24 protein-coding genes are annotated in these 26693 nt (G+C 55.0%); 13 read left to right on the top strand and 11 right to left on the bottom strand.

Features of this window, described 5'->3' with window-relative positions; translation table 11 throughout:
* Positions 1-98 precede the first annotated feature (98 nt).
* Both QC823_RS13025 and QC823_RS13020 read right to left on the bottom strand, forming a co-directional pair.
* Entirely contained in the window at positions 99-1532 is a 1434-nt protein-coding gene (locus QC823_RS13025) for an aminotransferase (protein ID WP_309656788.1), read from the bottom strand.
* Between the two features lie 158 nt (positions 1533-1690).
* On the bottom strand, positions 1691-3187 hold the full coding sequence (locus QC823_RS13020; protein ID WP_309656787.1) for an NAD-dependent succinate-semialdehyde dehydrogenase: 1497 nt from the start codon (positions 3185-3187) through the stop codon (positions 1691-1693).
* On the opposite strand from QC823_RS13020, the gene QC823_RS13015 reads away from it, so the two are divergent.
* On the top strand, positions 3171-3455 hold the full coding sequence (locus tag QC823_RS13015) for a hypothetical protein (RefSeq protein WP_309656786.1): 285 nt from the start codon (positions 3171-3173) through the stop codon (positions 3453-3455). The two genes, QC823_RS13020 and QC823_RS13015, sit on opposite strands and share 17 nt — an antisense overlap.
* On the opposite strand, the gene QC823_RS13010 is transcribed toward QC823_RS13015, so the two are convergent.
* From QC823_RS13010 to doeA, 7 genes are all read right to left on the bottom strand, one after another.
* Positions 3402-6179, bottom strand: coding sequence for an aminotransferase class I/II-fold pyridoxal phosphate-dependent enzyme (locus QC823_RS13010; RefSeq protein ID WP_309656785.1), 2778 nt, complete (start codon positions 6177-6179; stop codon positions 3402-3404). The two genes, QC823_RS13015 and QC823_RS13010, sit on opposite strands and share 54 nt — an antisense overlap.
* A 124-nt stretch (positions 6180-6303) precedes the next feature.
* Entirely contained in the window at positions 6304-7341 is a 1038-nt protein-coding gene (locus tag QC823_RS13005; RefSeq protein ID WP_309656784.1) for a C45 family peptidase, read from the bottom strand.
* A 2-nt stretch (positions 7342-7343) separates the two neighbouring features.
* Positions 7344-8816 (bottom strand): biotin carboxylase, encoded by a 1473-nt coding sequence (locus tag QC823_RS13000; RefSeq protein WP_309656783.1) that lies wholly within the window; start codon positions 8814-8816, stop codon positions 7344-7346.
* Positions 8817-8970: 154 nt separating this feature from the next.
* Positions 8971-9840 (bottom strand): carbon-nitrogen hydrolase family protein, encoded by an 870-nt coding sequence (locus QC823_RS12995; RefSeq protein ID WP_309656782.1) that lies wholly within the window; start codon positions 9838-9840, stop codon positions 8971-8973.
* Between the two features lie 296 nt (positions 9841-10136).
* A complete protein-coding gene (locus tag QC823_RS12990) occupies positions 10137-10613 on the bottom strand; it encodes an Lrp/AsnC family transcriptional regulator (RefSeq protein WP_309656781.1) in 477 nt (158 codons plus the stop codon).
* 17 nt (positions 10614-10630) lie between these two features.
* The gene (doeB, locus tag QC823_RS12985) at positions 10631-11647 is read right to left on the bottom strand and encodes a N(2)-acetyl-L-2,4-diaminobutanoate deacetylase DoeB (RefSeq protein WP_309656780.1); all 1017 of its coding nucleotides are present in this window, start codon (positions 11645-11647) and stop codon (positions 10631-10633) included.
* 34 nt (positions 11648-11681) lie between these two features.
* The gene (doeA, locus tag QC823_RS12980) at positions 11682-12881 is read right to left on the bottom strand and encodes an ectoine hydrolase DoeA (protein WP_309656779.1); all 1200 of its coding nucleotides are present in this window, start codon (positions 12879-12881) and stop codon (positions 11682-11684) included.
* A gap of 230 nt (positions 12882-13111) precedes the next feature.
* Between doeA and QC823_RS12975 the strand changes: the two genes are divergently transcribed.
* From QC823_RS12975 to QC823_RS12955, 5 genes are all read left to right on the top strand, one after another.
* Entirely contained in the window at positions 13112-14050 is a 939-nt protein-coding gene (locus tag QC823_RS12975) for a 2-hydroxyacid dehydrogenase (RefSeq protein WP_309656778.1), read from the top strand.
* Positions 14051-14183: 133 nt separating this feature from the next.
* Positions 14184-14750: a nicotinamidase gene (locus tag QC823_RS12970; RefSeq protein WP_309656777.1), complete on the top strand. Its 567-nt coding sequence runs from the start codon at positions 14184-14186 to the stop codon at positions 14748-14750.
* Entirely contained in the window at positions 14747-16096 is a 1350-nt protein-coding gene (locus QC823_RS12965) for a nicotinate phosphoribosyltransferase (RefSeq protein WP_309656776.1), read from the top strand. The genes QC823_RS12970 and QC823_RS12965 overlap by 4 nt, the downstream gene beginning before the upstream one ends.
* 63 nt (positions 16097-16159) lie before the next feature.
* Positions 16160-16852 carry a hypothetical protein gene (locus QC823_RS12960; protein WP_309656775.1) on the top strand — a complete coding sequence of 231 codons (693 nt, stop codon included), beginning with the start codon at positions 16160-16162 and terminating at the stop codon, positions 16850-16852.
* An 8-nt stretch (positions 16853-16860) separates the two neighbouring features.
* Positions 16861-17793, top strand: a complete 933-nt coding sequence (locus QC823_RS12955) for a LysO family transporter (RefSeq protein ID WP_309656774.1) — start codon at positions 16861-16863, stop codon at positions 17791-17793.
* A gap of 54 nt (positions 17794-17847) precedes the next feature.
* Here the strand turns inward: QC823_RS12955 and QC823_RS12950 are convergent, their stop codons facing one another.
* The gene (locus tag QC823_RS12950) at positions 17848-20040 is read right to left on the bottom strand and encodes an OsmC domain/YcaO domain-containing protein (protein ID WP_309656773.1); all 2193 of its coding nucleotides are present in this window, start codon (positions 20038-20040) and stop codon (positions 17848-17850) included.
* Positions 20041-20249: 209 nt separating this feature from the next.
* Here QC823_RS12950 and QC823_RS12945 point away from each other — a divergent pair, with 209 nt between their 5' ends.
* Positions 20250-21440, top strand: a complete 1191-nt coding sequence (locus QC823_RS12945; RefSeq protein WP_309656772.1) for an NnrS family protein — start codon at positions 20250-20252, stop codon at positions 21438-21440.
* A 45-nt stretch (positions 21441-21485) separates the two neighbouring features.
* Positions 21486-21623, top strand: coding sequence for a SirB2 family protein (locus QC823_RS12940; RefSeq protein WP_309656771.1), 138 nt, complete (start codon positions 21486-21488; stop codon positions 21621-21623).
* Positions 21624-21701: 78 nt separating this feature from the next.
* Here the strand turns inward: QC823_RS12940 and hmpA are convergent, their stop codons facing one another.
* A complete protein-coding gene (gene hmpA / locus QC823_RS12935; RefSeq protein ID WP_309656770.1) occupies positions 21702-22871 on the bottom strand; it encodes an NO-inducible flavohemoprotein in 1170 nt (389 codons plus the stop codon).
* Between the two features lie 140 nt (positions 22872-23011).
* Here hmpA and QC823_RS12930 point away from each other — a divergent pair, with 140 nt between their 5' ends.
* From QC823_RS12930 to QC823_RS12910, 5 genes are all read left to right on the top strand, one after another.
* Positions 23012-23464: an Rrf2 family transcriptional regulator gene (locus QC823_RS12930; RefSeq protein ID WP_309656769.1), complete on the top strand. Its 453-nt coding sequence runs from the start codon at positions 23012-23014 to the stop codon at positions 23462-23464.
* A 318-nt stretch (positions 23465-23782) separates the two neighbouring features.
* Complete coding sequence (locus QC823_RS12925; protein WP_309656768.1) at positions 23783-25168, top strand: NAD(P)/FAD-dependent oxidoreductase; 1386 nt, start codon at positions 23783-23785, stop codon at positions 25166-25168.
* A gap of 14 nt (positions 25169-25182) precedes the next feature.
* Complete coding sequence (locus QC823_RS12920; protein ID WP_309656767.1) at positions 25183-25518, top strand: hypothetical protein; 336 nt, start codon at positions 25183-25185, stop codon at positions 25516-25518.
* Complete coding sequence (locus tag QC823_RS12915) at positions 25518-26123, top strand: ankyrin repeat domain-containing protein (protein ID WP_309656766.1); 606 nt, start codon at positions 25518-25520, stop codon at positions 26121-26123. Before QC823_RS12920 ends, QC823_RS12915 begins: the two co-directional genes overlap by 1 nt.
* A gap of 100 nt (positions 26124-26223) precedes the next feature.
* Positions 26224-26565 (top strand): carboxymuconolactone decarboxylase family protein, encoded by a 342-nt coding sequence (locus QC823_RS12910; protein ID WP_309656765.1) that lies wholly within the window; start codon positions 26224-26226, stop codon positions 26563-26565.
* The last annotated feature ends 128 nt before the right edge of the window (positions 26566-26693 follow it).

The raw sequence follows: 26693 nt of genomic DNA, 5'->3' as shown, positions 1-26693 counted from the left end.
TTAAAAAAACGCCGCTACCCCATCAAGGCGCAGCGGCGTTTTCGTAAGTGGGTTATCACATGAGTTGCCGTCTTGGTGCGTTGCCGACTCGATGGCGACTAGATCGTCAGCGCGGCGTCTTTTTGCCCTTGCTTGAGATCGCCCGAGCGCGAAAGCTCATCGGTGACGCGGTCAATCGCGCGTTTGGCACGGCCGATCATGTCATCGACCTCATCGCGATTAATGGTCAGCGGTGGGGCAAAACCGAGAATATCGCCTTGCGGCATGGCACGCGCAATCAGGTTTTCTTCCGATGCGGCGGCGGAAACTCGCGGCCCCACTTTCAGCACCGGATCAAAGTGAAGGCGCTGTGCAGCATCGGGCGAAAATTCCAGCGCCGCCATCAAGCCGACACCGCGCACATCGCCGACAAGCGGGTGGCCATCAAAGGTGGCCTTGAGCTGCTGCTGGAAATACGCGCCGGTTTCGGCAGCGTTACCCACCAGGTTTTCGCGCTCAATGATATCCAGGTTAACCAGCGCCGCCGCACAGCCCAGCGCGTGGCCGGAGTACGTCCAACCGTGGCCGATGGGGCCGTATTCACCCGTGCCAGCTTCCAGCACTTTCCAGACTTTATCGCTAACGATAACGCCAGAAAGCGGCTGATAGGCACTGGTTAGCCCCTTGGCGATGGTGACCAAATCAGGCTGAATGTTGTAGTGGTGGCTGCCAAAATCAGAGCCGGTACGGCCAAAGCCACACACCACTTCGTCGGCAATCAACAACACGTCATACTTATCCAGCACGGCTTGGATTTCACCCCAGTAGCCTTCGGGCGGCGGCACAATGCCACCGGTGCCGAGCACTGGCTCGCCGATAAAGGCCGCGACAGTATCCGGGCCTTCTTCGAGAATCATCGCTTCGAGCTTTTCGGCGCAGAACGAGGAAAATTCACGCTCGGTCATGCCGTGCTGCTCAGCGGCGCGGTGATAGTAGTACGGCGCTTCGGTGTGGCGGATGGTGTCAATCGGCAGATCGAAGTGGTCATGAAATGCCTTAAGACCGGTCAGCGAGCCTGAGGCAATGCCGGAGCCGTGATAGCCGCGCATGCGCGAGATGACCTTTTTCTTCTGCGGACGGCCAAGCACGTTGTTGAAATAACGCACAATTTTGAGCTGCGTTTCATTGGCGTCACTGCCTGACATGCCGTAATACACCTTGGACATGTTCATGCCGGCGATTTTCAAAATACGCTCGGAAAGCGCAATTTGCGGCTCGTTCGAATGGCCCACATAGGTATGGTAATACGAGAGTTCCAGGGCTTGCTTGTAGATCGCCTCGGCCACTTCCGTGCGGCCATAGCCGATATTGACGCAATAAAGCCCGGCGAAGCCGTCGATAAATTCACGGCCGTCTTTATCGACGATATTGATACCCTTGCCACCGGTAATCACACGCCCCGGCGCGTCGCCGTGGGCGAAGTCGCGCAGATGGGTCGAAGCGTGGAAGGTCACGTGGCGGTCGCGGTCGACTAAATCTTGATGCAAGCTCATGGTGCTCTCTCTTCGTAATCACTATGTTTCGCTCGATAAATCAGGCTCCTACAAACACTTTATGCTCGTGAATAAGTGTAGGAGCTCTATTCATTGGGCGATAAGGTGTGGGTTTGCCCGATAAATTGGGCTTTTACAACCTCAAACGCGTATCTCGTTTAACTACCGGAAACCGATCCCAGCGCGCCTAAGCAGTAGTATTTGGTTTCCAGATACTCATCGATACCGCAATTGCCGCCTTCACGACCAAGGCCGGATTGTTTCACGCCGCCAAAGGGTACCGGCGGGCCGGTCATTTTCACCGAGTTGACGGACACCATGCCGAATTCCAGCGCGCGCAGAAGCTTCCAGATACGGCGAATATCGTGGGTATATACGTAGGCAGCGAGGCCATATTCGGTATCGTTGGCAAGCTCAATGACCTCATCATCGTCAGCGTAGGGCGTGATACCCGCAATGGGCGCAAAGCTTTCTTCTTGCCACAGGCGCATGTCGCGGGTAATGCCCGTGAGCAACACCGGCATGAAGTAGTTAGGGCCCGGTGCTTGGCTTTGGTCGCCGGCCACTAAGGTCGCGCCTTTGGAAATGGCGTCATCGACAATGCCCGCGGCTTTTTCGACCGCTTGGCCGTGAATCAGCGGGCCGAGGTCAATTTCGCTTTCCAAGCCGTTACCCACGGTTAGCGCTGACATGCGCTCGGCAAAGTGCTCAACGAATTCATCGTGGATTGATTCGTGCACTAAAATGCGGTCTGCGGCAAGGCAGTCTTGCCCGGCGGTTTGGAACTTAGCCGCCACCGCTGCGAGCGCTGCCTCTTTCGGGTCCATATCCGGCCCGACGATAAAGGGCGCATCGCCGCCTAGCTCTAATGCCAGCCGTTTAACGGTAGGCGCGCTTTGCTCCATCAAGATGCGCCCGACACGGGTGGAACCGGTGAACGAGAGCGCCCTAATGCGCGGCTCGGCGCACAGAATCTTGGATACCTCGGGCGGGTCGCCCAGCACCACGTTAAAGATGCCTTCTGGAATACCCGCGCGCTCGGCAAGCTCGGCCAACGCCAGCGCGGAGAACGGCGTTTCGTTGGCGGGTTTGACGATCACCGGACAGCCCGCGGCCAAGGCGGCGGCGGCTTTGCGCGTAATCATCGCCAGCGGAAAATTCCACGGCGTGATGAGCGCGGCAATGCCGACTGGCTCTTTGATGGTGCCGAGTGACGCGTTGGGGATAGGGCTTGGAATCGTCTCGCCGTAAGTGCGCTTGCCCTCTTCAGCGAACCAGCGCACGAAACTGGCGCCATATTGAACCTCGCCGCGCGAATCCGGCAGTGGCTTGCCTTGCTCCAACGTCATGAGGATGGCCAGGTCTTCGCGGTTAGCTTGAATCAGGTCATACCAGGCAAGCAAACGTTCGCAGCGCTCGTCGGCGCGCAGGGCACGCCAGTGGACGAAAGCGGCTTCGGCGGCATCCACCGCGGCGGTAATTTGCTCGGGTTCAAGCCACGGAATGTGGCCCAGCGCCTCACCGGTCGCCGGGTCGGTTACCGCTTCTTCACGGCCGCCCTCGCCATGGGTCCATTTGCCGTTCACGTAGGCGTATTGACGGAAAAGACGTGGGTCTTCCAGGCGCTTTGCGAGTGTTGTGGATAATGTCGTCATGGGAACCTCCCCTGAACGCCAGCGCGAATCGGGCGCTGCGAAACCGTTTTCAATGCGAGCAAAAAAACAAAACGGCCAGCGTGGCCGTTTGCGTTTTGATGTGTTCAGGGTAAGGGAGAAAGCACACGAAGTGCTTTTGAAAGGCCGCCCGATAAGCGGCACTTTTTTTGTCAAACACCACGTTAACGTGGTTTTTTTTGGCGGCGGCGTTATTTCAGCCGTCAGCCGGGTTAAGCAAAGCCTCCTCGGTAAAGACCACCAGCCCTAACTCCGGCCGATAGCCATGGATCTCGGTGACATCAAGCGCCTGAAGGAAGTACAGAATTTCTTCGCTAATAACCTGCCCTGGCACCAGCACCGGAAAACCTGGCGGGTAAGGGATCACGAAGCTTGCTGAGACGACGTCGCGCCCTTCACGCATCTGCGCCTGCAATTTGCCATTATCGAAGCGCAAGTACTCGGTATTTTCTTCGTCGTAGGCGAGGAAGTAGGCGGTGCGAATATCGCCCTGGGGCGTTTCGGGATTGGGCCGGAATGCATCGTGAAAGCGGCTAAAATCCGGCAGCGGCGGCAGTTCATGATTTAACGAATGCACCTGCTGTTCGATAATCTTGCGCTCGGGGCGGCTACTGTCTTCCAAGCGATACTCGAACTCCTTAGCCAGTTTCATCAACACATCCAGCAGATAGGCGATCGACCCGCGCGTCGTCCCAATATTGGTCATGAACAACACGGTATTGCGTGACGTCTTGTTGATCTGAATACCGTACTTATTCATCAGATATTCGTTTTTGAAGGTATCGCCATCGACACCGGTGTTACCAATGGCAATCGTCACACGGGTTGGGTCAACCACAAACTCATCGTGTGCCCAGGCTTCTTCCATCTTGTTCCAGCCGGTCACCGGGTCATAGTAAGACTCGACACCCGACTCGCGGTAAGCTTCAGGCACCATGTCGCTATTCTTCAATACGCGGAAATACTTCTGCAACAAGGGGTGATTGTAAAGCTGCTCGCGCAGTGAAAGTGCTGTCTCGACCTGCGCGTGCACCAGCTCGAAACCTTCCATTTCGGCTTGCATACGGCCCACATCCAACGACGCCACAATCTGATAATTGGGCGAGGTCGAGGTGTGGGTCATATAGGCTTCATGGAAGGAAGACTCCACCTTCTGGCGGAAGTCCTGATCCCAAACATGAATCATCGAGCCTTGACGCAAAGAAGTCAGCGTCTTGTGCGTCGAGTGGGTCGCATAGGTGCGAATGCGCACTAGATCCGGGTCGGGCATTAAGCGTTGATCGAGCCAGGTGGCGTCGTCTTCCGGGTCGAGCTTGTCGAACTCCGCTTTCCAAGCGTTGTACTCCTCGCGATAGCGATCGCTGCGGTAACGATAGCGCAAGGTGCTCGCTGCGTTCATGGCGGTGCGCGGGCGATACGTGGGGTTGAAGCCGGCAAAAGCGAACCAGGCTTCATCCCACAGAAAGACCAAATCCGGCTTGATCGCCAGGCACTCTTCCATCACCCGGCGTACGTTATAAACGATACCGTCGAAGGTGCAGTTGGTCAGCAGCAGCATCTTCACTTTATGCAGCTCGCCAGAACGCTTGTAGGCAAGCAGGGTCTTTTTGATCTCACGCAGCGGCACCGCGCCGTACATGGAGTAGTCGTCGAGTGGATAGGAATCCAGGTAACTGACGTGGGCACCGGCCAGCACCATGCCGTAGTGGTGTGACTTGTGGCAGTCGCGGTCAACCAGCACAATGTCCCGCGGCTTGATCAACGCCTGCACCACAATCTTATTCGCGGTGGAGGTGCCGTTGGTAACAAAGAAACTGCGCCGCGCGCCAAACGCCCGAGCGGCATACTCTTGCGCCTTCTTGATTGGCCCGTAGGGTTGCAGCAGCGAGTCGAGCCCGCCGGACGTCGCCGAGGTTTCCGCCAAAAAAATGTTGATGCCGTAGAAGTCAATCATATGCCCCGCCCAGTGGGAACGGGTGACCGACTTACCCCGCGAGATGGGCATGGCGTGAAAGACCCCGGTGGGTTTCTTGCTGTATTCACGCAAGGCATCAAAAAACGGCGTGCGGTAGCGGTTATCGATGGCGCGCAGGATCGTATGGTGCTGCTCGATGTAATCCGTTTCACGGTAGAAGATGCGGTTGAAATGTTGAATGTCTTTACTTGCCGTGGCCTCGACATCGCCGCTGGTCACCAGAAACTGATCAATTTCTGGGCGTAGCTCGTGAATCATTGAACTGAGAAGAATGCTGCGCTCAGCTTCGGTCTGGTGTTCCAGCTTCTTTTCCGAGAGGCCTTCCAGATAGTTACGCAGCGCACTGAGGTTGTACTTCGACTTGTAAGGGAACTCGTAGCGAATCAGGCAGGCTTGGATATTGGGATTCACCAGTATGGCAATCAAGGCATCTTCGAAGCTTTTTACCGTCACCACGTCATAGACAAAGCGGTCCTCGGGGCGGCGCATATTGTGGAACGCCTCGCGCACCACTTCCTCTTCCTGGTTAGAAAGGTTATCGACGATCAACAGCTCAAAATACGGTTGTGCCGAGCTATTGGACGCTGGGTGGCCTCGCCTAAGCTGATTGAGGGCATCAAGCGTTTCCATGTCTTCGGCCCCGGCATCGGTCTCGGAGAGATCCACATGACGGCGCCGATAAGACTCGCTAATCAGCGCTCGTACCAGGCGCTTGACCACTTTGTCCAGCAGCGCATATTCACCGCGATGAAACAGCGCCCAAAGGTAGCGAAAATCCTCTTTGGAGGGAAAGGCGTGATAATCCTCGATGATCTCTAGGCGGGTTAATTTAACGTCGACCGCCTTGATCAGGTTTTTAGCGCTGCTGTCACCGTCAAGGCGCACTAAAATACCTAAGTCACGCTTGAGCGCATTCCACGTATCGGAACGCAACTGGGAAATCTTGTGATAAAAGCCCAGGGCAGTGTAAGACGTTTCGGTAGGATTGCTCTCTTGCATGACGACACCATCCTTATCGTTTTTTATCTGGTAAAGGCACTGGTTTCGACAGCAGTGCTTATCAATCAACTGTACTTCCTAACCCACTGTACTTCTGTACTTCTCACTCGACTGTACTTCTCAATCAACTGTGCAGGCCGCGTGAACCGTAACGCACGGTGATTTGCTCTTCAGTAAAGGCCTCAAAGGTCAAATCCAGTGCCATGCCTGGCCATCGAAATTGCGTCCGGCCTTCGTTGGGGCGATACACGGCGGTATACACCGTTCCTAGGCCGCGCCGGTAGTCGTGACGAAACAAAGGCGGGGCGGAAAAAGCCGCCACCAAGCGCTCATCGGTGGTGGCTTCGTCATCGACCAGAATCGACAGTTGACGCTCGCGAATCAAGGTTTCCGAGGCCAGTGCATGGGCGTACCATTCGATCTTCTTTTGATGATTGGTGGCCACCGCCACCCGCCGGATGCTGGCGCGACGATCCGGCGCGATCATGGCCGTCACATAGCGCCCGCAGGCATCCGCCACCGTAATGTTATACGCCATGTGCGTCGGCACCCGTGCCAGCACCGCCGCTGCTTCTGGCACCGTATCGCAGAATTCAAGAATGTAACGCAGGATGATCGGCGCGCCGAAGCCATCTCCCACCACCTTGCGCCCACCGAATGCCAGCGAAACCGCAAGCCCTGAATCGTTCATGCCGTCTAGCACGCCCCACAAGCAATCCGACATCGCAATCACCCGACGTTGATTCCAACGGGTGTAGAGAATGGTGCCCTCGCAAAGCTCAGGCGGATAATCGTAGTTACGCGCTAACACAGTGGAGGTTGGGCTTGCCAACACCGCCTGGGAGCAGCCGGTGATGTACGGCGGCGGCCGGTAAAGGCTTAATAGCCGTGACGAGAGATCGCCGCCACCGGCCAACTCGCACAAGGTGTGGTAAGTGCCCAGCAACTCCGGCATGTGGAGACGCAAGGCGTTGTAACACTGAAGGTAAGAGGGGCGCTCGCGTTCTCCTTCGGCCAGATACCAAGGTTCGTAGGCGGGCCAATGGTAATGAAACAACGATTGCCATTTGGGACCCGCCACCTCTTCATGCACTGTGCGGAACGTCAGTGTTTTATCAAGTTCAACACTTGGCGCTCGCCCTGCGGCTCTGTAGCCGTCCATGCTCACAGAATCTTGAAGTTGCCACCGCCGATGGCATGGCTGACGGCAACTTCCTCCACCACAGGGTCCTGTAACGCCTGCCCGGTGTACTGCTTACGAATGCCGTCTATCCATGCTTTGGCCCGCTCGTTCAGCTGGAAGTCATCATCCATCAACCGGCCTCGGGTGATCAGGATGCCCAAATCGGCCCCTTCATAGCGAAAGTCACCGGCGCCGCTGATGCGCAGAAAGAAGGCTTCCTGCTCGTTTTCCGCCGCATGCGGGTGATAGCTGTAATGATCGTAGGCGATCTCGCCATCGTCGCTCATCCGCCATACCCCGGTAATTGGCGCCTGGGTCAGTAAGTCGACACTTTCATCGGTATGCTTGATCACCAGCTGACTCCAGCTATCAACGCTTTCGGGGTGTGCCCAACGTTCGTTGATGTCGTCGATATCCAGATCGAAGTCGACCTCCGAGAATTCCAACAAGTGGAACAAGAACAGCGGTATATCAGAGTGGGCAAAAGCCGCCACGTTGGTCAGGGAGCTCGCCCCGGTCACGCGGGGGTTAAGCTCACCCAGGTACACATCGTTGGTGTCCATGTCGATCAGGAAGTCGAGTTCGAAGTAACCCCGATAGCCTTCTTCACGCAGGGCTTCACCGAATTTGAAGGTGTACTCACGCGCCAGATCACGCACTTCTTGACTGAAAGCTCCGGCAAACATTTCATTGCCACACCAACCGCCTTTGTAGGGCGTCAGTGTTTTGAACCCGACAAGCTCGGTCATCAAGGGGCCGACCACCGTGCCGCAGCGCGTAGCGCACGCTTCAATGGCCGAACCGCGACAATTGATGCGCTTCATGATCTTAACCTCGGGCTCGGCTTCGATCTCTTCGGCGTGCTTGTAGTAGTCCTCTTCGTTGGCGATGAAGAAGGTGGTATGACCGGAATCACCGAACGCGGTCTGCACCACCAAGTCATTGCCAAGCTCTTTACTCACCTCAACGAGCTCTTGATAACTGCCCACTTTAGCCAGCACATTGGGAACGCTGGGCACTCCGGCTTTGTTGCCGATACGTACCGTCTCAATTTTGTTATCCATTCGCTGGCGCAACTCCGCCGGCGGAAAGGCAACCCGCAGCCCCAATTGCTTACAGATTTCTTCGGTGTGCTGGTCAAACATCAAAAACGCGGCCACCCCGGCATTGTCGCCGTCGGCGCGTGATTGAATAAAATTAATCACTTCTTTGTGTTCGAGCAGATAGTTGTTGATGTCTTCGATGCCCTCGAAATCGCGGGGGAACTTTTCCTTAGGCACGAAGACATTTCGCTGCTTGCCTTCAAAGCAGTCGATGTAGTTAATGTGGCGAAAGCCTCCGACCCAATCACCGATACCCAGGAGATTAAAGTTGGTCGCTGAAATGAAATAAACCGGCTCTTTATTGTTACGAAAATGTCGTCGAACATCTGCAATGGAAGATATTTTCGTCATTGTTGTCGCTCCTTCGGTAACGGCTACTGGTGACCGCGTGTCGTTAGTATCAGCTAAACGGTGAGTCAAAAGACACACTGCTTGTCTAAACAGGTTTATCAATTTGGCGCGAAATCCATGCTTCTTGTGATGATCGGTCAAATTAAACAACCTCCTAGAAGATGTCTTGGTCGTTACGCACCGGTTTGGCAAGCGGTCCTAAGGTATCCAAAAAAGGTGAAGAGCCGCCTTCGTTGGCATAGAGGGAGAAGTTCACCTTGCAGTCGCGAAAGCTCTTGAGCGGCTGACCAAGTCCATGCAGGCCTCTCTCGCGTTCGCGTCTCACCCGGTTCAGATCGATCTCGATGGGTATCACTTGCTCACCAGCGCCTGACTGGTGAATGACGTCACCAGAAGGCCCGAACACAATCGAGCGGCCATTGCCCAAGGCGCCAGCACCATTGATATCGAAGAAGTAACACTGGTTGAGCGCTGCGTTGGTGCGAGCGATGGAAAGCTCCAGATCCCGATCAATGGTATCGGTCATGGTGGGATGCAGAATGACCTCGGCACCCATCGCGGCCAACGTGCGGGTCGTTTCCGGGAACCACATGTCGTAGCAAATCGATATCCCAAAACGTCCCACGTGTGGAACGTCAAAAACAACAAACTCACTGCCACTTTCCACTCCGGCTTCGAAGGGACGGAAAGGGAACATTTTGCGGTAACGCGCCACCACCTGACCCAAGGGGTTAATCACCACAGAAGTGTTGTAAATGTGCTCGCCCACTTGCTCGAACATCGACCCGGGAATTAACCAGATATGGTGATGCGCGGCTAATTGGCAAAACATCGCCTCGGTATCACTAGGTAAGGGTTGCGCGTGGTGCGGTGACGCCCCCATGGGCATCAATTCGCTGAACAGCACCATCTGAACCTGAGGAAAGCGGGTCATCAGTGCGTCAACTCGATGACGCATGGCTTCGGTATTGTCGCCATGGTGCAGGGCATGCATTTGAACACCGGCAATGGTGAAATAAGACATTAGTTTCTCTCTGCGTTAGGCGATTTATTTAAAAGACTGCTTTAAAGGACTGTTAAAAAACGTTTTTTCGTACTGATTTCCGCACTGTTTGTTTTACCCGGCTAGCCTCAACCGGTTTACCTCAGCGTTTAATGAGAAGGCAGGTATTTCGCTGGGCCAATCAGTGAATAAGTTTTCCTGTCCATCTTAGGCCAATGAAACGCTGAATTGGCGTTGACTAAGCCTCTAGCCAAACTAAGCTTCTTGCCAAACTCACCCTCTAGCCAAACCATTCGTTTCAATTTAGCGGCGAAGAATCACAAGAAATCTTCGGCGACAACAGCGGGGGTAGACTGCTTAACTGTCTTGGTCACGATATACGTGCAATAGCGCTCGATCCCCACCTCTGACACCAGCCACTGATCCATCAGGCGTTGGTAACTGTCGATCGAACGCGCTTCAAACTTCACCAAGTAATCCACCCCACCGCCTACGGCAACACACTCTGTCACCTCCGGGGTTTGCATGACCAGTGCTTCGAAGGCCTTAAAGCTATCGGCATTATGCTTTTTCAGCTCAATCTGTACCCACACGAAGTTGCGCGGCACCAGTATTTCGGTGTCGATGCGCGCGCTGTAGCCTTGAATAATGCCTGCCTGCTCCAGCCGCTTGACCCGCTCCCAGCAGGGGCTGACGGAAAGATTAATCGCCGCGGCGAGCTTGGATTTGGTGATCCGCCCGTCGCGGGAAAGAATTTCCAGAATTTTGACGTCGTATCGGTCGAGTTTGATCATGGTGAATACGAAAACGCCTAAGCGTTAAGGCGCTCCACCACGTCAGCAATCACCGCAAGCGTATCGCCCATGTTAATCAGTGCGGGCGCACGACGCGCCATCAGCACGCCATCACGCTCAGCGCGGTAGGCCACCGGCTCAGTGCCGCTGCGGCTCATGTCATACACATAGGCGATCGTTTGGCCTTTTTTTACCTCATCACCCAACGCCACCAACATCTCTAAAACACCCGAATGCTCACTCTGCACATAACAGCTAGCATCGGGCATATCAAGATAGACTTGCCCGCTTTCTGGCATCTCGACCTTGCCCGCCACCAAGCCATAGTGAATCAGGAAATTACGCACGCCGCGCTGGGTAATCGCCATGCTTTCGGGCGTCGAGGTGCCGCCGCCGCCAAGCTCGGTGGCGACAAAGACTTTACCCTGGCGCTCGCAAGCGGTATCGAAGAGCTTTTCCGCGTCGAGCTCAAACATCACCATGGCGTAGGGCGCACCAAATGCCTTGGCACCTTCAAGCGCGGCCTGCTGCTGATTTTTGTCCTCCAGCACATGAGAGGCGGCAAACGGTAGGATATCCAGCGTGCGCCCGCCAGAGTGCAAATCTAGCACCACGTCGCTCATCGGCACCAGTACGCGGGTAAAATAGTCGGCGATTTGAGCGGTAGCATTGCCGTTGGGGTCGCCAGGAAAGCTACGGTTCATGTTACCGCCGTCAAGCCCGGAGGTGCGCTTGCCCGCCATCACCGCTGGGGTGTTCATGCATGGCACGATAATCACTCGCCCAGTGACGTCTTCCGCTTTCAGCGTTGAAGACAGTTTTAGTAGCGACGTGATGCCCTCGTACTCATCGCCGTGATTGCCACCGGTTAAAAGTGCCGTAGGGCCATCGCCATTTTTCACCACGGTGACCGGAATCATCACCGCACCCCAGGCCGATTCATCGGTGGAGATGGGCAGTTTCAAAAAACCGTGCTGCACGCCATCGGCGTCAAAATCAACAGTGGCGGAAATCGGGCTAGGTCGCTTGCTCATAAGAGGTTCCTTGCGTGTCTCGGTGGTGCTTGCGCTATTTAACAAATAGCTGGCGGGGGAAATTCGCCAGCGTTTCGCAGCCATCCTCGGTGATCAGAATGCTCTCGGTAATTTCCAGGCCCCAGTCTTCCACCCATAAGCCGGGCATAAAGTGAAACGTCATGCCCGGTTTTAAAATAGATTCATCTGACGGGCGCAGACTCATGGTGCGCTCGCCCCAGTCGGGGGGATAAGAAATGCCGATTGGGTAGCCGCAACGCGCGCCGCCACGGTCAAAACCGTATTTATCCATCGCGGCACCCAGCGCCATGGCAATATCCGCCGTACGGTTGCCAGGTTTCGCCACGGCGAGACCGTTCTCGATACCTTCCAAGAGAGCGGATTCAGCTCGCAGAAAGTCTTTGGGCGGCGTCCCCAAAAAGACCGTGCGCGACATTGGCGCGTGGTAGCGCTTATAAACGCCGGCAATTTCGAAAAACGTGCCCTCACCTTTACGAAACGGCGAATCATCCCAGGTCAAGTGCGGGGCAGCGGCGTCTTTGCCAGTGGGCAGCATGGGGACAATCGCCGGGTAATCGCCGCCGAACACTTGGCCCTTGTCATCCACGTAGCCCTCGATACCCACCCGGTAAATTTCGGAAACCAGTTTGCTTTTGGGCAACCCCGGTTCGATCACTTCCAAAATCCGCGAGTGCATGCCCTCAACGATTTTCGCCGCCGTGCGCATGTAAGCGATTTCTTGGGGCGATTTAATCGCCCGACACCAATTGACCAGCCCATTGGCGTCCATAAAACTGGCGTGGGGCAATTCGCGCAGCAGGCTTTGGTACGCCTTGGCGGTGAAGTAATAGTTATCCATTTCCATGCCCACGACACCCTCGTGCCAGCCGCGGTCGGGCATGATCGACTGTGCCAGGTATTCCATCGGGTGCATGTCCGGATTTTGCACGTAATAATCCGGGTAGTAGGTAATATTTTCTGGATCAATCCAGCACGTCAACAGCGCGCCATTGGCATCCATGCGGCGACCAAACCATACTGGCTCGCCTTCAAGGCCCACCAGAACGCACTGATGCACATAAAACGACCAGCCGTCGTAGCCGGTCAGCCAGGCCATGTTTGAGGGGTCACTCACGATAATCACGTCAATGCCACGACCCGCCATTTCAGCGCGCACCTTCCACAGCCGATTCGCGTACTCTTCGCGTGTGAAAGGCAGGGATACCTCAGTCATTAGGCTACTCGCCGTTAAAGATCATCAAGAACCGAAAAAGCGACAAGCGTCGCTTTTTCGGACCACATAATCGACCCTGACTATCACCGTTGTAGGCCCGCCAATGTCGTCTTGAGCCGATACTAGCACCACTCCTTGGCTACCGGTCAAAGCCTTTATGACAAAAAGTGCATTCACTCGTGATAGCGTAAGTCTTAATGCTAACTAACCCCGAGCCAAAGAGGGCTAAAATGAAAATTGTCGTGCACATTGAAAGCGAAACCGAACAGTGGCGCAAGGCACTATCAGAGGCGTTTCCCGAGGCCAACGTCATCACCAGCGAGGCACCGGAGAAGGCGCGTCAAAACGCCGATTACCTGGCGGCGTGGAAGCCACCTGAACACTTGCTGCGCGAACAGACCCAGCTTAAAGCCATCATCAACTTAGGCGCCGGGGTCGATCACCTGTTGCGCTCACCAGGACGCCCGCAAGACGTGCCGATCGTCAAACTACGCGATGCTGGCATGGGCGAACTGATGGCCGATTACGTGCTATACGGCGTATTGCACTTCTACCGCAGCTTCGACCGCTACGCCAATCAGCAAGCCCAAGCGCATTGGCGGCCTCATCCCGTCATGGAAAAGTCACGGTGGCCAGTGGGTATCTTGGGACTTGGCGCCATTGGCTCTCATGTCGCCGAAACGCTCAGCGAGGCTGGGTTTCCTGTCCTTGGCTGGAGCCGCTCGCCCAAACAAATCGACGGCGTTAGCTGCCACCACGGTGATGACGGATTAGTCACAGTGCTTAGCCAAGCCCAAACGCTGGTCACCCTGCTACCGGACACCGCAGAGACGCGCGGGATCATCAACGAGAAACGCCTAGCCCAGCTGCCCGAAGGCGCCAGCGTGATTAACCCTGGCCGCGGCACATTAATTGATGAAAGCGCACTGCTGGCGGCGCTTGGCAACCACGACTCTCTGGGCCATTTGCGTGGTGCGATACTTGATGTATTCGCCGAGGAGCCGCTGCCTCAAGAAGCCCCGTTGTGGCAACACCCGAAGGTGATAATCACACCGCATATGTCGGCTCCTACCCCGCTTCATGCCGCGATAGATCAAGTGATTGCCTATTTGCGCGCCTTTGAGGCCGGCGACCCCGTGACAACGATCAACCCCAGCGACGGCTATTGAATCGACACGCCGACGACGCCATATAACGTATAAGCTACATAGACGTACAGAGAGGCGAAACATGACAGTGCTGAGACTGTCTCACGCCGTCAAGATCGTCCACTTAAGCACAGGCCAAGGAGATTGACCGGAGATGAAAACACCCACGACTTATCACCACAATGACGCGCTGCTGGTTGTCGATATGCAAAACGATTTCTGTGAAGGCGGAGCGCTTGCCATTGACGGCGGCAACGCCTTGGTGCCCGGTATCAACGCCGAAATCGGCGCCGCGCGTGATGCGGGTGCTATGGTTGTCGCCTCCCGCGATTGGCACCCGGTTGATCACGTAAGCTTTGATCACCGCGGTGGGCCATGGCCCGTTCATTGCGTACAAGATACACCGGGGGCGGCTTTCCACCCTGAGCTTACCTTGCCTAACGAAGTGATTCGTCTCAGCAAAGCCACGGCCTTCAATGCCGATGCCTATTCAGCGTTTGACGGTACGGGGCTGGGGGAATACTTACGCGAAAAAGGCGTGGAGCGCGTGGTGATTTGCGGGCTTGCGTTGGATGTTTGCGTTCACGCGACGGTATTAGCCGCCTGCCGCGAAGGCTTTAACACAGTGCTATTGGAATCGTTATCCGCAGCGGCTGACCCCGAAGCTATCAACGGTTGCCGCCGTGAAATGCAGGATGCCGGTGCGGAGGTACGCACATGAGCGAACTCATAACGCCAAATGTTGCCGACGAAGAACTGGCACTGTTAACGGATCTCTACCAGTTGACGATGACCCAGGCCTATTGGAAAGAGTCGCTGCACGAAACGCCGGCCACGTTTAGCCTCTTCTTTCGCAAGCTGCCCGCCTCACGGCGTTTTATTCTGGCCTGCGGGCAACAACACGCCGCGGCGATGCTAAGCCAGTTGCGTTTCAACGACACCGCTATTAAGCGGCTAAAAAACACGCAAATGTTCGACACAGGCTTTCTCGACTGGCTGGCGAATTGGCGCTTCGAGGGCGATATTTGGACGGTTCCAGAAGGCACCCCGCTGTTCCCCAACGAGCCCCTGCTCGAAGTCGATGCGCCGATTGGACAAGCACAGCTTCTTGAAAGTCTGGTGATGAACTTGGTGCAGCTGGAAACCACCTTGGCGACTAAAGCCGCGCGTATTACCTGGGCTGCGGGCGATCACCCCGTGGTGGATTTCGGTATGCGTCGTATGCATGGCATTGATGCCGCCGTCCGCGGCGTACGCGCCTATAAAACCGCCGGGCTTCACGGCACCAGCAACGTGCTTGGCGGGCTACGTCATGACCTGGCCCTTAATGGCACCATGGCCCACAGCTACATTCTGGCCCACGATGACGAGCGCGATGCCTTCCGCGCTTTTGCCCGCCATTACGCCAACACCACACTACTGGTGGACACTTACGACACCATAACCGGCGTTGAGCGGGTGATTGATTTGCTGCGTGAAGAGCCATCGCTCACCGTCGGCGCGGTACGCTTGGATTCAGGCGACTTAGGCGATCTCGCCAAGCGTGCCCGCGCCTTACTCGATGACGCGGGTCACTCCGAAATCAAAATCATCGCCAGCAGCGGTTTGGATGAGCATAGCATCGCCGAGCTTATCAATGATGAGGCGCCAATTGATGCCTTTGGTGTTGGCACGCAAATGGGCGTCTCTGCCGATGCACCGGTGATTGATCTTTCCTACAAACTGGTCGAATATGCAGGCCAACCTCGCGTAAAATACTCGACCGGCAAAGTTAACCTCCCCTCGCGCAAACAAGTGTATCGCCGCCAAGACGCCCAAGGGCGCTATTGTGGTGATGTCATCGCCTTGCGTGATGAGACCGGCCTTGACGGTGAAGCCCTACTCGCGCCTCTGGTGAAAGGCGGCGAATTGCAAACGGCAACGCTAGCGCAAACCGAAAACGCGCCTGCCCGAGTGCGTGAAGCGCTTCGCCACTTTCCCACTCACGTTACCGCCCTGGAAGAGGGTGAAAGCGACTATACCGTTGAAGAAAGCGCGGCCCTTCGCGATCTGGCAAAAAAGGCTTGATCGCGCGATTTCAGTTTTGGGGCAATCGTAAGCGCGCTTTCCACCCCTTTTAGGAGACACGCTGTGCGAATTGCTCACTTTTGCGCTTTATGGCTAACACTCGTCGCGTCTGTCGCTGGCGCCAACAACACTGACACTGCCGCACCCGGCGAATTGCAGCCGTTTGAGGCCGAGTACCGGCTGGAGGTTCGTGGTTGGCCCAGCGCGACCATCACACACCGCCTGGTGGATGAGGGGCACCATTGGTTAAGCGACATGCGTTTCTCGGTGGCCGTGGCGCGGGGTCATGAAAGCAGTCGCTTCACATTGATAGAAGACCAGGCACACTCACTGATGTACGAAAGCGGCTATTCGTTACTGGGGATTGGTGACCGTCACCACCTAGGCGAAGCCGATATTTCTTCGCTGGACAGGCAGACAACCATTATCGATCTCGCCCGTCGCGCCGAAAGCGAAACTTGCACACAGAACGCACCTTGCGAGGTCACTTTCGTCGATCATCGCGGCCGCGATGAATTCTTTCAGTACTATTCGCTACCCCAGGGTAGCGAAAACCAAGCACGTATCGACGTACCCGCAGGTACGTTTGACGCCCATTCAGTCGTCTTGTTCGATGTTGAAAAGCCCGACCGTCAGATTCGCATCAGCTACCACGCCGACTACCCTGGGTTGATTCTCCAAGCGATATACCAAAAAGACGGTAAACGCGACACCCAAATTACGCTCACCCACCTGAGCGCGCACGGAGGCAATTAAGGCGCATTATGCTTTCTGGTTTACTGATTGTGTTGCTCCCGCTGGTGCTGGGGTATTTAGTGCCCGTGCGCCGGCCTCACTGGCAAACATTCATCAACCATGCAGTGAATGGCTCGGTTTATGTGATTTTGCTGCTGATGGGCATAAGCCTCGCCGGGCTTGAGAACCTCTCTTCACAGCTTTCCAAACTGGGCGGCAACGCCCTGCTGCTCTTTAGCATCACCACGGCCTTTAACCTCGCCGCGCTCTGGTGGCTTTCACAGCGTATGGCGCTGAAAGCCGGCATTTCACCGATAGTCAAAGACGCTCCCACTAGCAAACTCGCCGCCATGCAGGGCTCGCTGTTACTGGTTGGCGTGGTGGCACTGGGCGTCATCTTGGGCGTGCTGTTTGGCCCACGGCTGGGTGAAGCACTTTTTGATTACGCTGATAAGCTGGCGGAGTGGGCTCTCTATGCCCTGCTTGCGCTAATTGGCTGTCAGCTTCGAAACTCTGGAATGCCACTCAAGCAGATTCTGCTCAACCGGATGGGGCTGGCCATTGCGCTCATCTTGGCGGCAAGCTCTTTACTCGCCGGGCTTTTGGCGGCACCGCTGCTCGCCCTTGAGTGGAACGAGGGGCTCGCCATGGCGGCAGGGTTTGGTTGGTACTCACTTTCAGCGATTTTAATTGGCGACCAGCTAGGCCCGCTGATGGGCGGGGTGGCGTTTTTCAATGACCTCACCCGTGAGCTGCTCGCATTCATCCTGATACCGCTTATGATTCACCGCCATACGGCGCTAGCGATTGGCTACGGCGGCGCCACCTCGATGGATTTCACTCTACCGGTGATTCAACAACACGGCGGCGTCGCTTGCGTACCCATCGCCGTCGTCAGCGGGTTTATCCTGTCGCTGCTCTCCCCGCCGCTGATACTGTTTTTTCTGTCTTTATCCGCTTAACGCGCTTTAGGGGTAGCGCTTGATCATAACGCTAGGCTACCCCGTGTTGCAGCGCTAAACGCCAATCCCTGCCTTGGCGGCACGGGCTATGTGGAGTTTTTTGTAGCTATCGATCAGGCGCTGGTGCCTTTCCAGCCCCTCTAATCCCATACCGATGGGCTCCAAGCCGTAAAAGCGCTCGCTTCCCTCCACCGAGCCCACTACCGCTGCCATGGTGTTCTCGCCAAACATGCGCTGGAAATTGGGTAAGTAGTCGGCTAGGTCGAGTTCATCATCGAGCACGATTTCCAACACCGCCTGCATCGCCTGGTAGAACAGCCCACGCTCGACGGTGTTGTCGTTGTACTGCCGGAACATTTCGACGTATTCCAGTGCTTCTTCATGGCGCTCAAGGGCCAGATAAATCAGAAGCTTCAGCTCCAAAATCGTCAGCTGACCCCACACGGTGTTTTCGTCAAACTCAATGCCGATCAGGGTGATGATATCGCTATGCTCGTCGACATCGCTCTCTTCCAGCCGCGCGACAAGATGCTCAAGCTGAGCATCACTTAAGCGATGCAGGGTGAGAATATCCTCGCGGAAGGCAAGCGCTTTGTTGGTGTTATCGATGATTAGGTCTTCCAGCGGGTAAACCTCCGAGTAGCCGGGCACCAGAATCCGACATACTGGCGCGCCAAGCTCTTCGTGTACCGCCATGTACACTTCCGCACCCAGTTCTTCAAAGATGCCGAACAGCGTTGCAGCTTCTTCTTCGGTGGTGCCAGCGAAGTCCCACTCGCAGAAATCAAAGTCGGCCTTGGCGCTGAAAAAGCGCCAGGACACGACCCCTACCGAATCGATAAAGTGCTCAACGAAGTTATTGGGCTCGGCCACGGTTTGCGAGTTAAAGGTCGGCTGCGGCAAATCGTTCAAGCCCTCAAAGCTGCGGCCCTGCAGCAGTTCGGTAAGGCTACGCTCAAGCGCCACTTCAAAGCTTGGGTGCGCACCAAAAGAGGCAAACACACCGCTGGTGCGCGGGTTCATCAGCGTCACGCACATCACCGGAAATTGCCCGCCCAAGGAGGCATCTTTAACTAACACCGGGAAGCCCTGGGCTTCTAGCGCATCGATGCCTTCCCGTATCTGCGGGTATTTAGCCAGCACCTCGCGCGGTACATCGGGCAGCGTCATTTCCTGCTCGATGATTTCGCGCTTCACCGCGCGCTCGAAAATCTCCGAGAGGCACTGCACCTGCGCTTCGGCGAGGGTATTGCCCGCGCTCATACCGTTACTCAGAAACAAATTTTCAATCAGGTTCGACGGGAAGTAGACCGTCTCACCGTCCGACTGGCGCACAAACGGCAGCGAAACAATGCCACGGTCCGCCCGGCCGGAATTGGTGTCGATCAGATGCGAGCCGCGAAGCTCCCCTTCGGGGTTGTAGATTTCACGGCAGTGCTCATCGAGGATTTCCTCGGGCAATTCGTCGTTGGGCCCGGGCGTGAACCACTTCTCATCGGGGTAGTGGACAAAGTGGCTACCGGCGATTTCCTCGCCAAAGAACTGATCGTTGTAGAAGAAGTTGCAACTTAGGCGCTCGATAAACTCACCCAGCGCCGAGCACAGCGCGCTCTCTTTAGTGGTGCCCTTGCCGTTGGTAAAGCACATCGGCGAGGCGGCATCGCGAATATGCAGCGACCACACGTGCGGCACGATATTGCGCCAGGAAGCGATCTCGATTTTGATACCCAGATCCGCCAGCATACGGGTCATATTGGCAATAGTGTCTTCCAGCGGCAGATCCTTGCCTTCGATATAGGTGCGCGCCCCCCCTTCTGGCGCGCCCATCAGCAACGCCTGGGCGTCCTCGTCGATGTTCTCGACGGTTTCGATTTGGAATTCAGGCCCCATCTGCACGACTTTTTTCACCGTGCAGCGGTCGATGGAGCGCAGAATCCCTTGGCGGTCTTTATCGGAAAGATCAGCGGGGAGTTCCACCTGGATTTTGAAGATCTGTTTGTAGCGATTTTCCGGATCAACGATGTTGTTCTGCGACAGACGGATATTCTCGGTGGGAATATCGCGGGCGTTGCAGTACACCTTCACAAAGTAAGCTGCGCACATGGCCGAAGACGCCAGAAAATAATCGAATGGGCCGGGCGCCGAGCCATCGCCTTTGTAGCGAATTGGTTGGTCGGAGATAACCGCGAAATCATCGAATTTGGCCTCTAGCCGGAGGTTATCGAGATAGTTGACTTTGATTTCCATGAGCAGGGCCTGAAATAGATAAAAAAGAGAGGGCGCGCATTCGCGCTTGTTGCACACCATTATCCAGTTTTTACCCCGCCACGTCTTGGGTCGCGATGCGCTTGACCTAAATCATACATTATTTATACATCTTTATTACAATGGCCAAAAGCCGACCAATACACTCAGGCAACTTCCCCTTCGACGACTACGACAAAAGGTGAAATCTCATGAGCGACCCTGCGCCACCCCAACACGTCCCGCTACTGCGCCTGGCCTTTCGGCCTTTCTTTTTGATTGGCGCGCTTTTTAGCGTACTTGCGATGCTGGTGTGGCTCGGCTTTTGGCACGGCAACCTGTGGATCACGCCTTACGGCGGCATGCTGTGGTGGCACCAGCACGAAATGCTGTTTGGTTTTGCCAGCGCCGTCATCACGGGCTTTTTGCTCACTGCAGTGCAGAACTGGACCGGGCGTCCAAGCCTCTCGGGCGGGCCGCTTTTAGCGCTTGTCGCGTTGTGGCTTGCCGCCCGGCTACTGCTGGCTTACGCCGTGCTGCCCGGAGGCCTTTTGCTGTTAGTGGACGTGGCATTCTTACCGCTAGTCGCCTACGTGATGGCCCAGCGCGTGGTAGCCGTGCGCATGTGGCGCAACCTGCTATTTGTGCCAGTGTTACTACTTCTCACCCTAGCAAACGCGGCCATGCACTGGGGCGCCATGCAAGGCGATGCGCTGCTCATACGTGAAGCCGGACATTTGGCGATTTTTCTGATAACCACGTTAATGGTGGTGGTAGGCGGCCGGGTGATTCCGTTTTTTACCGCGAACACGCTGGGATTTCAAAAGCCGGAGCCGCGCCGCGTTATCGAGCAGTTAACCCTAGGCGCCATGAGTGCGGTGGTGCTACTGCAAACGCTGATTACCCTGAGCGATATGCGCGCCGATACCCTTCTGGCTACACTTCTGATGATTGCCGCTGGGGCGAATGCGTGGCGTTTAGCGCACTGGCGGGGGTGGTTAAGCGTTCGCGAGCCGCTTCTTTGGGGGCTGCATTTAAGCTATGCATTTATCCCGCTGGGGCTTTTGCTGTGGGCGTGGCAGCTATTCACCGGGCAGCGAGTGGAAACCGCGCTTCACGCCTTGGCGATAGGAAGCATCGGCACCATGATGCTGGCGATGATGGCGCGCGTCTCTCTCGGCCACACCGGACGTGTCATCCGCACGCTGCCCGGCATTGGCTTGGCACTCGTGGGACTTGTGCTCGCCGCGCTTTTGCGCTCGGTATGGCTTTGGTTGTTTCCACAATCGAGCCACTGGGTCTACAGCGTGGTCATCATTTTATGGTGCTTAAGCTATTTCGTCTTTGTCTTGCACTATAGTGTGCCGCTGCTCAGCGCTCGTGCTGACGGCAAGAACGGTTAGCGACGGGCAGCATCATTAACGTAGCGATCATCGAAGGAAATAGACGTGGCAGAACACTATTTGATGCTCAAACACCTGCATATTACAGCGGCGTACTTGAGCCTGCTTTTCTTTATTTTGCGCGCCTTTTGGTCGCTGCGGGAAGCGCCTATTTTGGCTGGGATGACCGTGGGAATGCTCTGATAAAGGGGACGAGCGCCACGCCACTCGCGGCGATGGCGCTCTTGTTCAGTGCCACTTCAGTATTACAATGCCCCAGGGTTACGCCGCGTCTAGCGCCTCTTCGGGCCCAAAGTGCTCGAAGTGACGTTTGTCTGCCGGCACGCCCAAGCGCTCCAACCCTTGGTTTACCGCCGCCATAAAGCCGTGCGGCCCGACAAAGTAACAGCGCGCCTGTGACGGCACGTAATCGGCCAACAGCGCCTGATTAATACGCCCCTGATAGTTGCCGCTGTCATCCTGTTCGTAAACGGTGATGCTGTTGAGTTGATCGGGATACGCCTTACGTAGCTCGGTAATCACTTCCGCAAAAGCGTGATGCTCAGCGTCCAAGGCGGCGTGCAGGTACGTCACCTGGCGGCCTTGCTCAAGCGCCTGCTTGGCAATCGGCAGCAGCGGGGTTTGCCCAACGCCGCCGCTAATCAACACAAGCGGCTCTTCATCACCGGCCAGTGTTAGCTCGCCCGCTGGCGGCAACAGTTCTAGCGTATCCCCAACATTCAGGTGGTCGTGGAAGTGTCGGCTCGCTACCCCGTGCGCCTCGCGCTTGATAGAAAGCCGATAAGTACGACCGTTGGGCACATCGGAAAGGCTGTAGTGGCGATAAACCGGCTCACCGTCAATTTCAAGCTTCACCCCAATGTACTGCCCTGGCGCGTGCGCCGCCACCGCACCGCCGTCTTCCGGTTCTAGAATAAACGAGCGGATCACACGGCTCTCTTGATGTGTTTCCGCGATACGAAAACGCCGCGGTCCGCGCCAACCGCCGACTTGCTGCTCAAAAGCGCTGTAGCGCTGGGCTTCCAGCTCGATCAGCAAATCCGCAAGCTCTTGGTACAGTGCCCTCCAGGCGTCAGCCACCTCCGGCGTGACGGCATCGCCGAGCACATCGCCAATCGCGGCCATCAAACACTCGCCGACGATTGGGTAGTGCGCCGGTTGAATGTCCAACGACACGTGTTTATTGACCACGGTTTCTAGCGTTTCGCGGGCCTTTTGCGGCGATTGACGCAGCTGCACGTAAGCCAGCACGGTCTTTGCCAACGCGCGCGGCTGGCCGCCGTTTTGCTGGTGCGTTGGGTTAAACAGCGGCACGACCTGCGGGTAGCGCGCAAACATTAGCGGGTAAAAACGCGCCGTGATGGTTTCTAAGTGCTTGGCCACGATAGGCGCGGTGGCTTCGATGATGTCTTCTTGTGCCGATGAGAGCATAAATGTCTCTTTAAAGATTTATTTAAAATACATTTTTAAGATATCAGCCTCGTATTCCTGCGTAAATACGCCACAGCAAAACATTCCTCCTCGCTGGTGAACGCCGTACAATGGGGGCTTTCGCATACTAGCGGCGCCTTATGCATCTCACTCGTTTTACCGACTACTCCATTCGCGTTTTGCTCTTCCTCGCAGTGAAGGGTGAGCAGCGTGCGACCATTACCGAGATTGCCGAGACGTTTTCTATCTCGCGCAACCATTTGATGAAAATTGTTCAGGAACTTAACCAAAAGGGGTATTTGACCGCGATCCGGGGCAAAAACGGGGGGTTATCACTAGACCGGCCACCCGAAAGCATCACGCTCGGCGACTTAGTGCGGGATACCGAGCACGACATGGCGCTGGTGGAGTGTTTCCGTGAGGACAACGCCTGCATCATCACCCCGTCTTGCCGGTTACAGCCCATCCTTAACGAGGCACTGAAAGCGTTTCTGGCCGTGTTGGATCATTATACGTTGGCGGATTTGCTTGAAGGACGCTCATCGCAATTATCCCGGTTGATGCATATACCCACTGTGCCAATTAGCGAGTGAAAGCCCACTTTGACTCGCGATAGTCCCATAAGCACCAAGCAAAAATACGCTTCGCATAAAGAGCGTGAAGGGCTGTCAGAAATGGCAGCCCTTTTTCATTAGCACTCTTTTATCAACGCTCTTTTATTTTTTAAAGCAGTAACGTTTACCTTCCGCCTCATTCTACCGGTTTACTCCCGCTCGGCCTTCACATGGACCCTCTACGACTTAGGCACTGCGACAAAATGCCTATATCAGAACGGCTCTGTGAACCTATACTTAATAATAAGAATATAACTATAAATACTTTGACGACATATTTCTTTTTGGGAGCACACAATGAGCTACCGCCAGGTAACACTCAGCCGCCGTCAGTTATTAAAAACAGGGGCCGGCCTCAGTGCTAGCACGCTTTTCTTTTCGCCATTATCTGCCAACACCGTCGACACCCAAGCACACATCGTCATTATGGGGGGCGGTGCTTCAGGCATGGCGATGGCCAACCGCCTAGCTTCTCGCCTGCGAGGCGGTAAAATTACGCTAATCGAACCACGCGAGACGCACCACTATCAGCCAGGATGGACCATGGTGGCCTCAGGCGTATGGAATAACCCTGATAAAACCATGCGGCCCAACGCACAATTTGTGCCACAGGGAATTACCTGGGTACGCGAGTATGCCGCTGGCGTTGATGCGGAAAACCGCCTCGTTGAGCTCGCCAATGGAGAAGTTCTTAGTTATGACTATCTTATTGTCGCCACCGGGATTCAGCTGAATTATCACTTAATCGAAGGGATGTCACCTGACCTCGTCGGCCAACACGGCATCGGTAGCGTTTACGCTAGCATCGAAGCAGCTTCACGCACACGTCAAGCGATCAAAACATGGGTCGACAGTGGAGGGGGTAAAGGTATCTTTACGGCTGCGCCTACACCCGTGAAATGTGCTGGTGCGCCACTAAAAATGACATTCACTACCCTGAGCCATCTGGAAGATAGTGGACGTAGAGAGGCTTTTGATGTCGATTATATGACACCGGGTACCGGGCTTTTTTCACAACCTTGGGTCGATGACTTTGTACGGGAACGTTTTACTCAACAAAACGTTAATATACGGCATCAATTTCGCTTGTCAGCGGTGGACCCACAGGCAAAACAAGCTGAATTCACCTTCGTTGGGCCCGAGAGTGAATTTACCTCACACCATGAGCTTCGTGCAGCAGAGTACCAACGTGAAGGCTTGTCGACCGTTGTTTCCGACTATGATTTTCTTCATGTCGTTCCACCAATGAGCGCCCATGATTTTATCAAACAAAGCGACCTTATCGCTCAAGAAGGGCCTTACCGCGGTGAGTGGATTGATGTTGATATTCACACCCTGCAACATAAACGCTACCCGGAAGTGTTTGGTATCGGTGATGTTATCGGCGCTCCTATCAACAAGACCGCAGCAAGCGTAAAAGCCCAAGCCCCTATTGTCGAAGAAAACCTCATCGCGGTGATGCAGGGTCAAGAGCCCCCTGCGCGGCACCGCGGTTACACGTCATGCCCGCTAATTACCGGTATAGGAAAAGCAATGCTTGTCGAGTTTGGTTATGAAGACGACTTCGCCTTTATGCCCTCCTTCCCGTTTATCGATCCAAAAGACGAATCCTGGGCAGTCTGGGTTATGAAAGACCGTATGCTGCAACCTGCTTACTATGCCGTGCTTGAAGGCCAAGCGTAACCGAGGAGAGAGCAATGACATTTTATGGCGCCTTAACCATTTTGATGTACGCCATTGCGCCCTATGCCTGGTGGCTAGTGGCTGGCGCAGTGTTCCTGGTCATACTGCACATCGTAGCCTATCTACGCGGCTATCAGATTACCCACTACCGCTGTAACGGAGCATTAATTGTTTCAGGACTGGTTGGACTTTCCGCCATCGCCTGGATACCCATGATGACTAACTCTCAACTTAGCTATATCGCAACGGCTTCTGACTGGGTGGCCTTAATAAGCGGTGTGGTGGGTATTTTTATTTTGGCGTATCTGCTCCTTCATCCGGCTAGTTACTTGGTAAGAGAAAAGACATAGTGCCTGTTTTCTCTCCCACCATTTTTGCGCGCTATCCTTTGATAAGCGGCATAGTATCGATGTTGATCGCACTGGTAGCGCTTTTTAGCGTATACCAGTGGCTCAATTACAATATTGACGAACGCGACAATTTAGGCAGAACCGCTCTATTTCGCGCCGTAGAAGAAAGAGATGTGGCCGCCGTCGAGCAACTTATCAAAAACGGTGCACAAGTCGATTTAGATGATAGTTGCGGCTGGTCTCCCTTCATCAAAGCCGCATCGCTGGGTGACATTGAAATTTTACGAACGCTTCATCAAGCCGGGGCAAACATCGAACACAAAGATGAAAGTGGCTATACAGCCCTAATGATTGCTGTCGTCAGCAAAAAGCCGGCGGCGGTTCACTACCTTTTATCTCATGATGCTGAAGTTAATCATCAAGATACACTGGGTTGGACAGCCTTGATCTGGGCTGCAAAGCAGAATGAAATCGATAGCGCCCGTAGGCTTTTAAAACATGGCGCAGATCCCCATCAAAGCGATAATGAAGAGCGCACGGCGATTCAATGGGCTGCTTTAGAAAGGCACAAGCAAATACTTACTCTTTTGCAGAGTCAAACCTGACTCAGATCACCCATAAAGAATATGCTAATTCCATAACAAAATATCATGCCTTATACTCTCTTTTCGTCATTTAGCCTGTACTAAGAACGAGGAGTTTTCGATGCATAAAGATTGGCAAAAGACAACGCAAGACCTTTCAGCCTTAATGCAAGATATTGGTAAAAACATACCTGACGTTACTAAAGGTTTTTCACAGATGGCGAAGAGCGCAAACCAAGATGGCGCCCTTTCACATAAGCACAAAGAACTCATGGCCCTCGCTATCGGTATAAGCATTCGTTGCGACGGCTGTATCGCGTTTCACGCAAAAGCCGTCGCGGAACTCGGGGCAACAAGAGAAGAACTTATGGAAATGTTAGGCGTATGTATCTATATGGGTGGTGGCCCTTCTTTTACCTATGCTGCTCAAGCCCTTGAAGCGTTTGATAGCTTCAACAAATAATTCCTTTAAAGTTCCAAAAAAAATCCCCCCGGGCGCATGCCCGGGGGGATTTTTCAGATAAGTGCCTGACGATGACCTACTCTCGCATGGGGAGGCCCCACACTACCATCGGCGCTGAGCGGTTTCAC

The organism is Vreelandella vilamensis (assembly GCF_031451755.1).
Classification (GTDB): Bacteria; Pseudomonadota; Gammaproteobacteria; order Pseudomonadales; family Halomonadaceae; genus Vreelandella; species Vreelandella vilamensis.
Note: the sequence above shows the minus strand (reverse complement) of the source record. Positions and strands in the feature narration are given on the sequence as shown.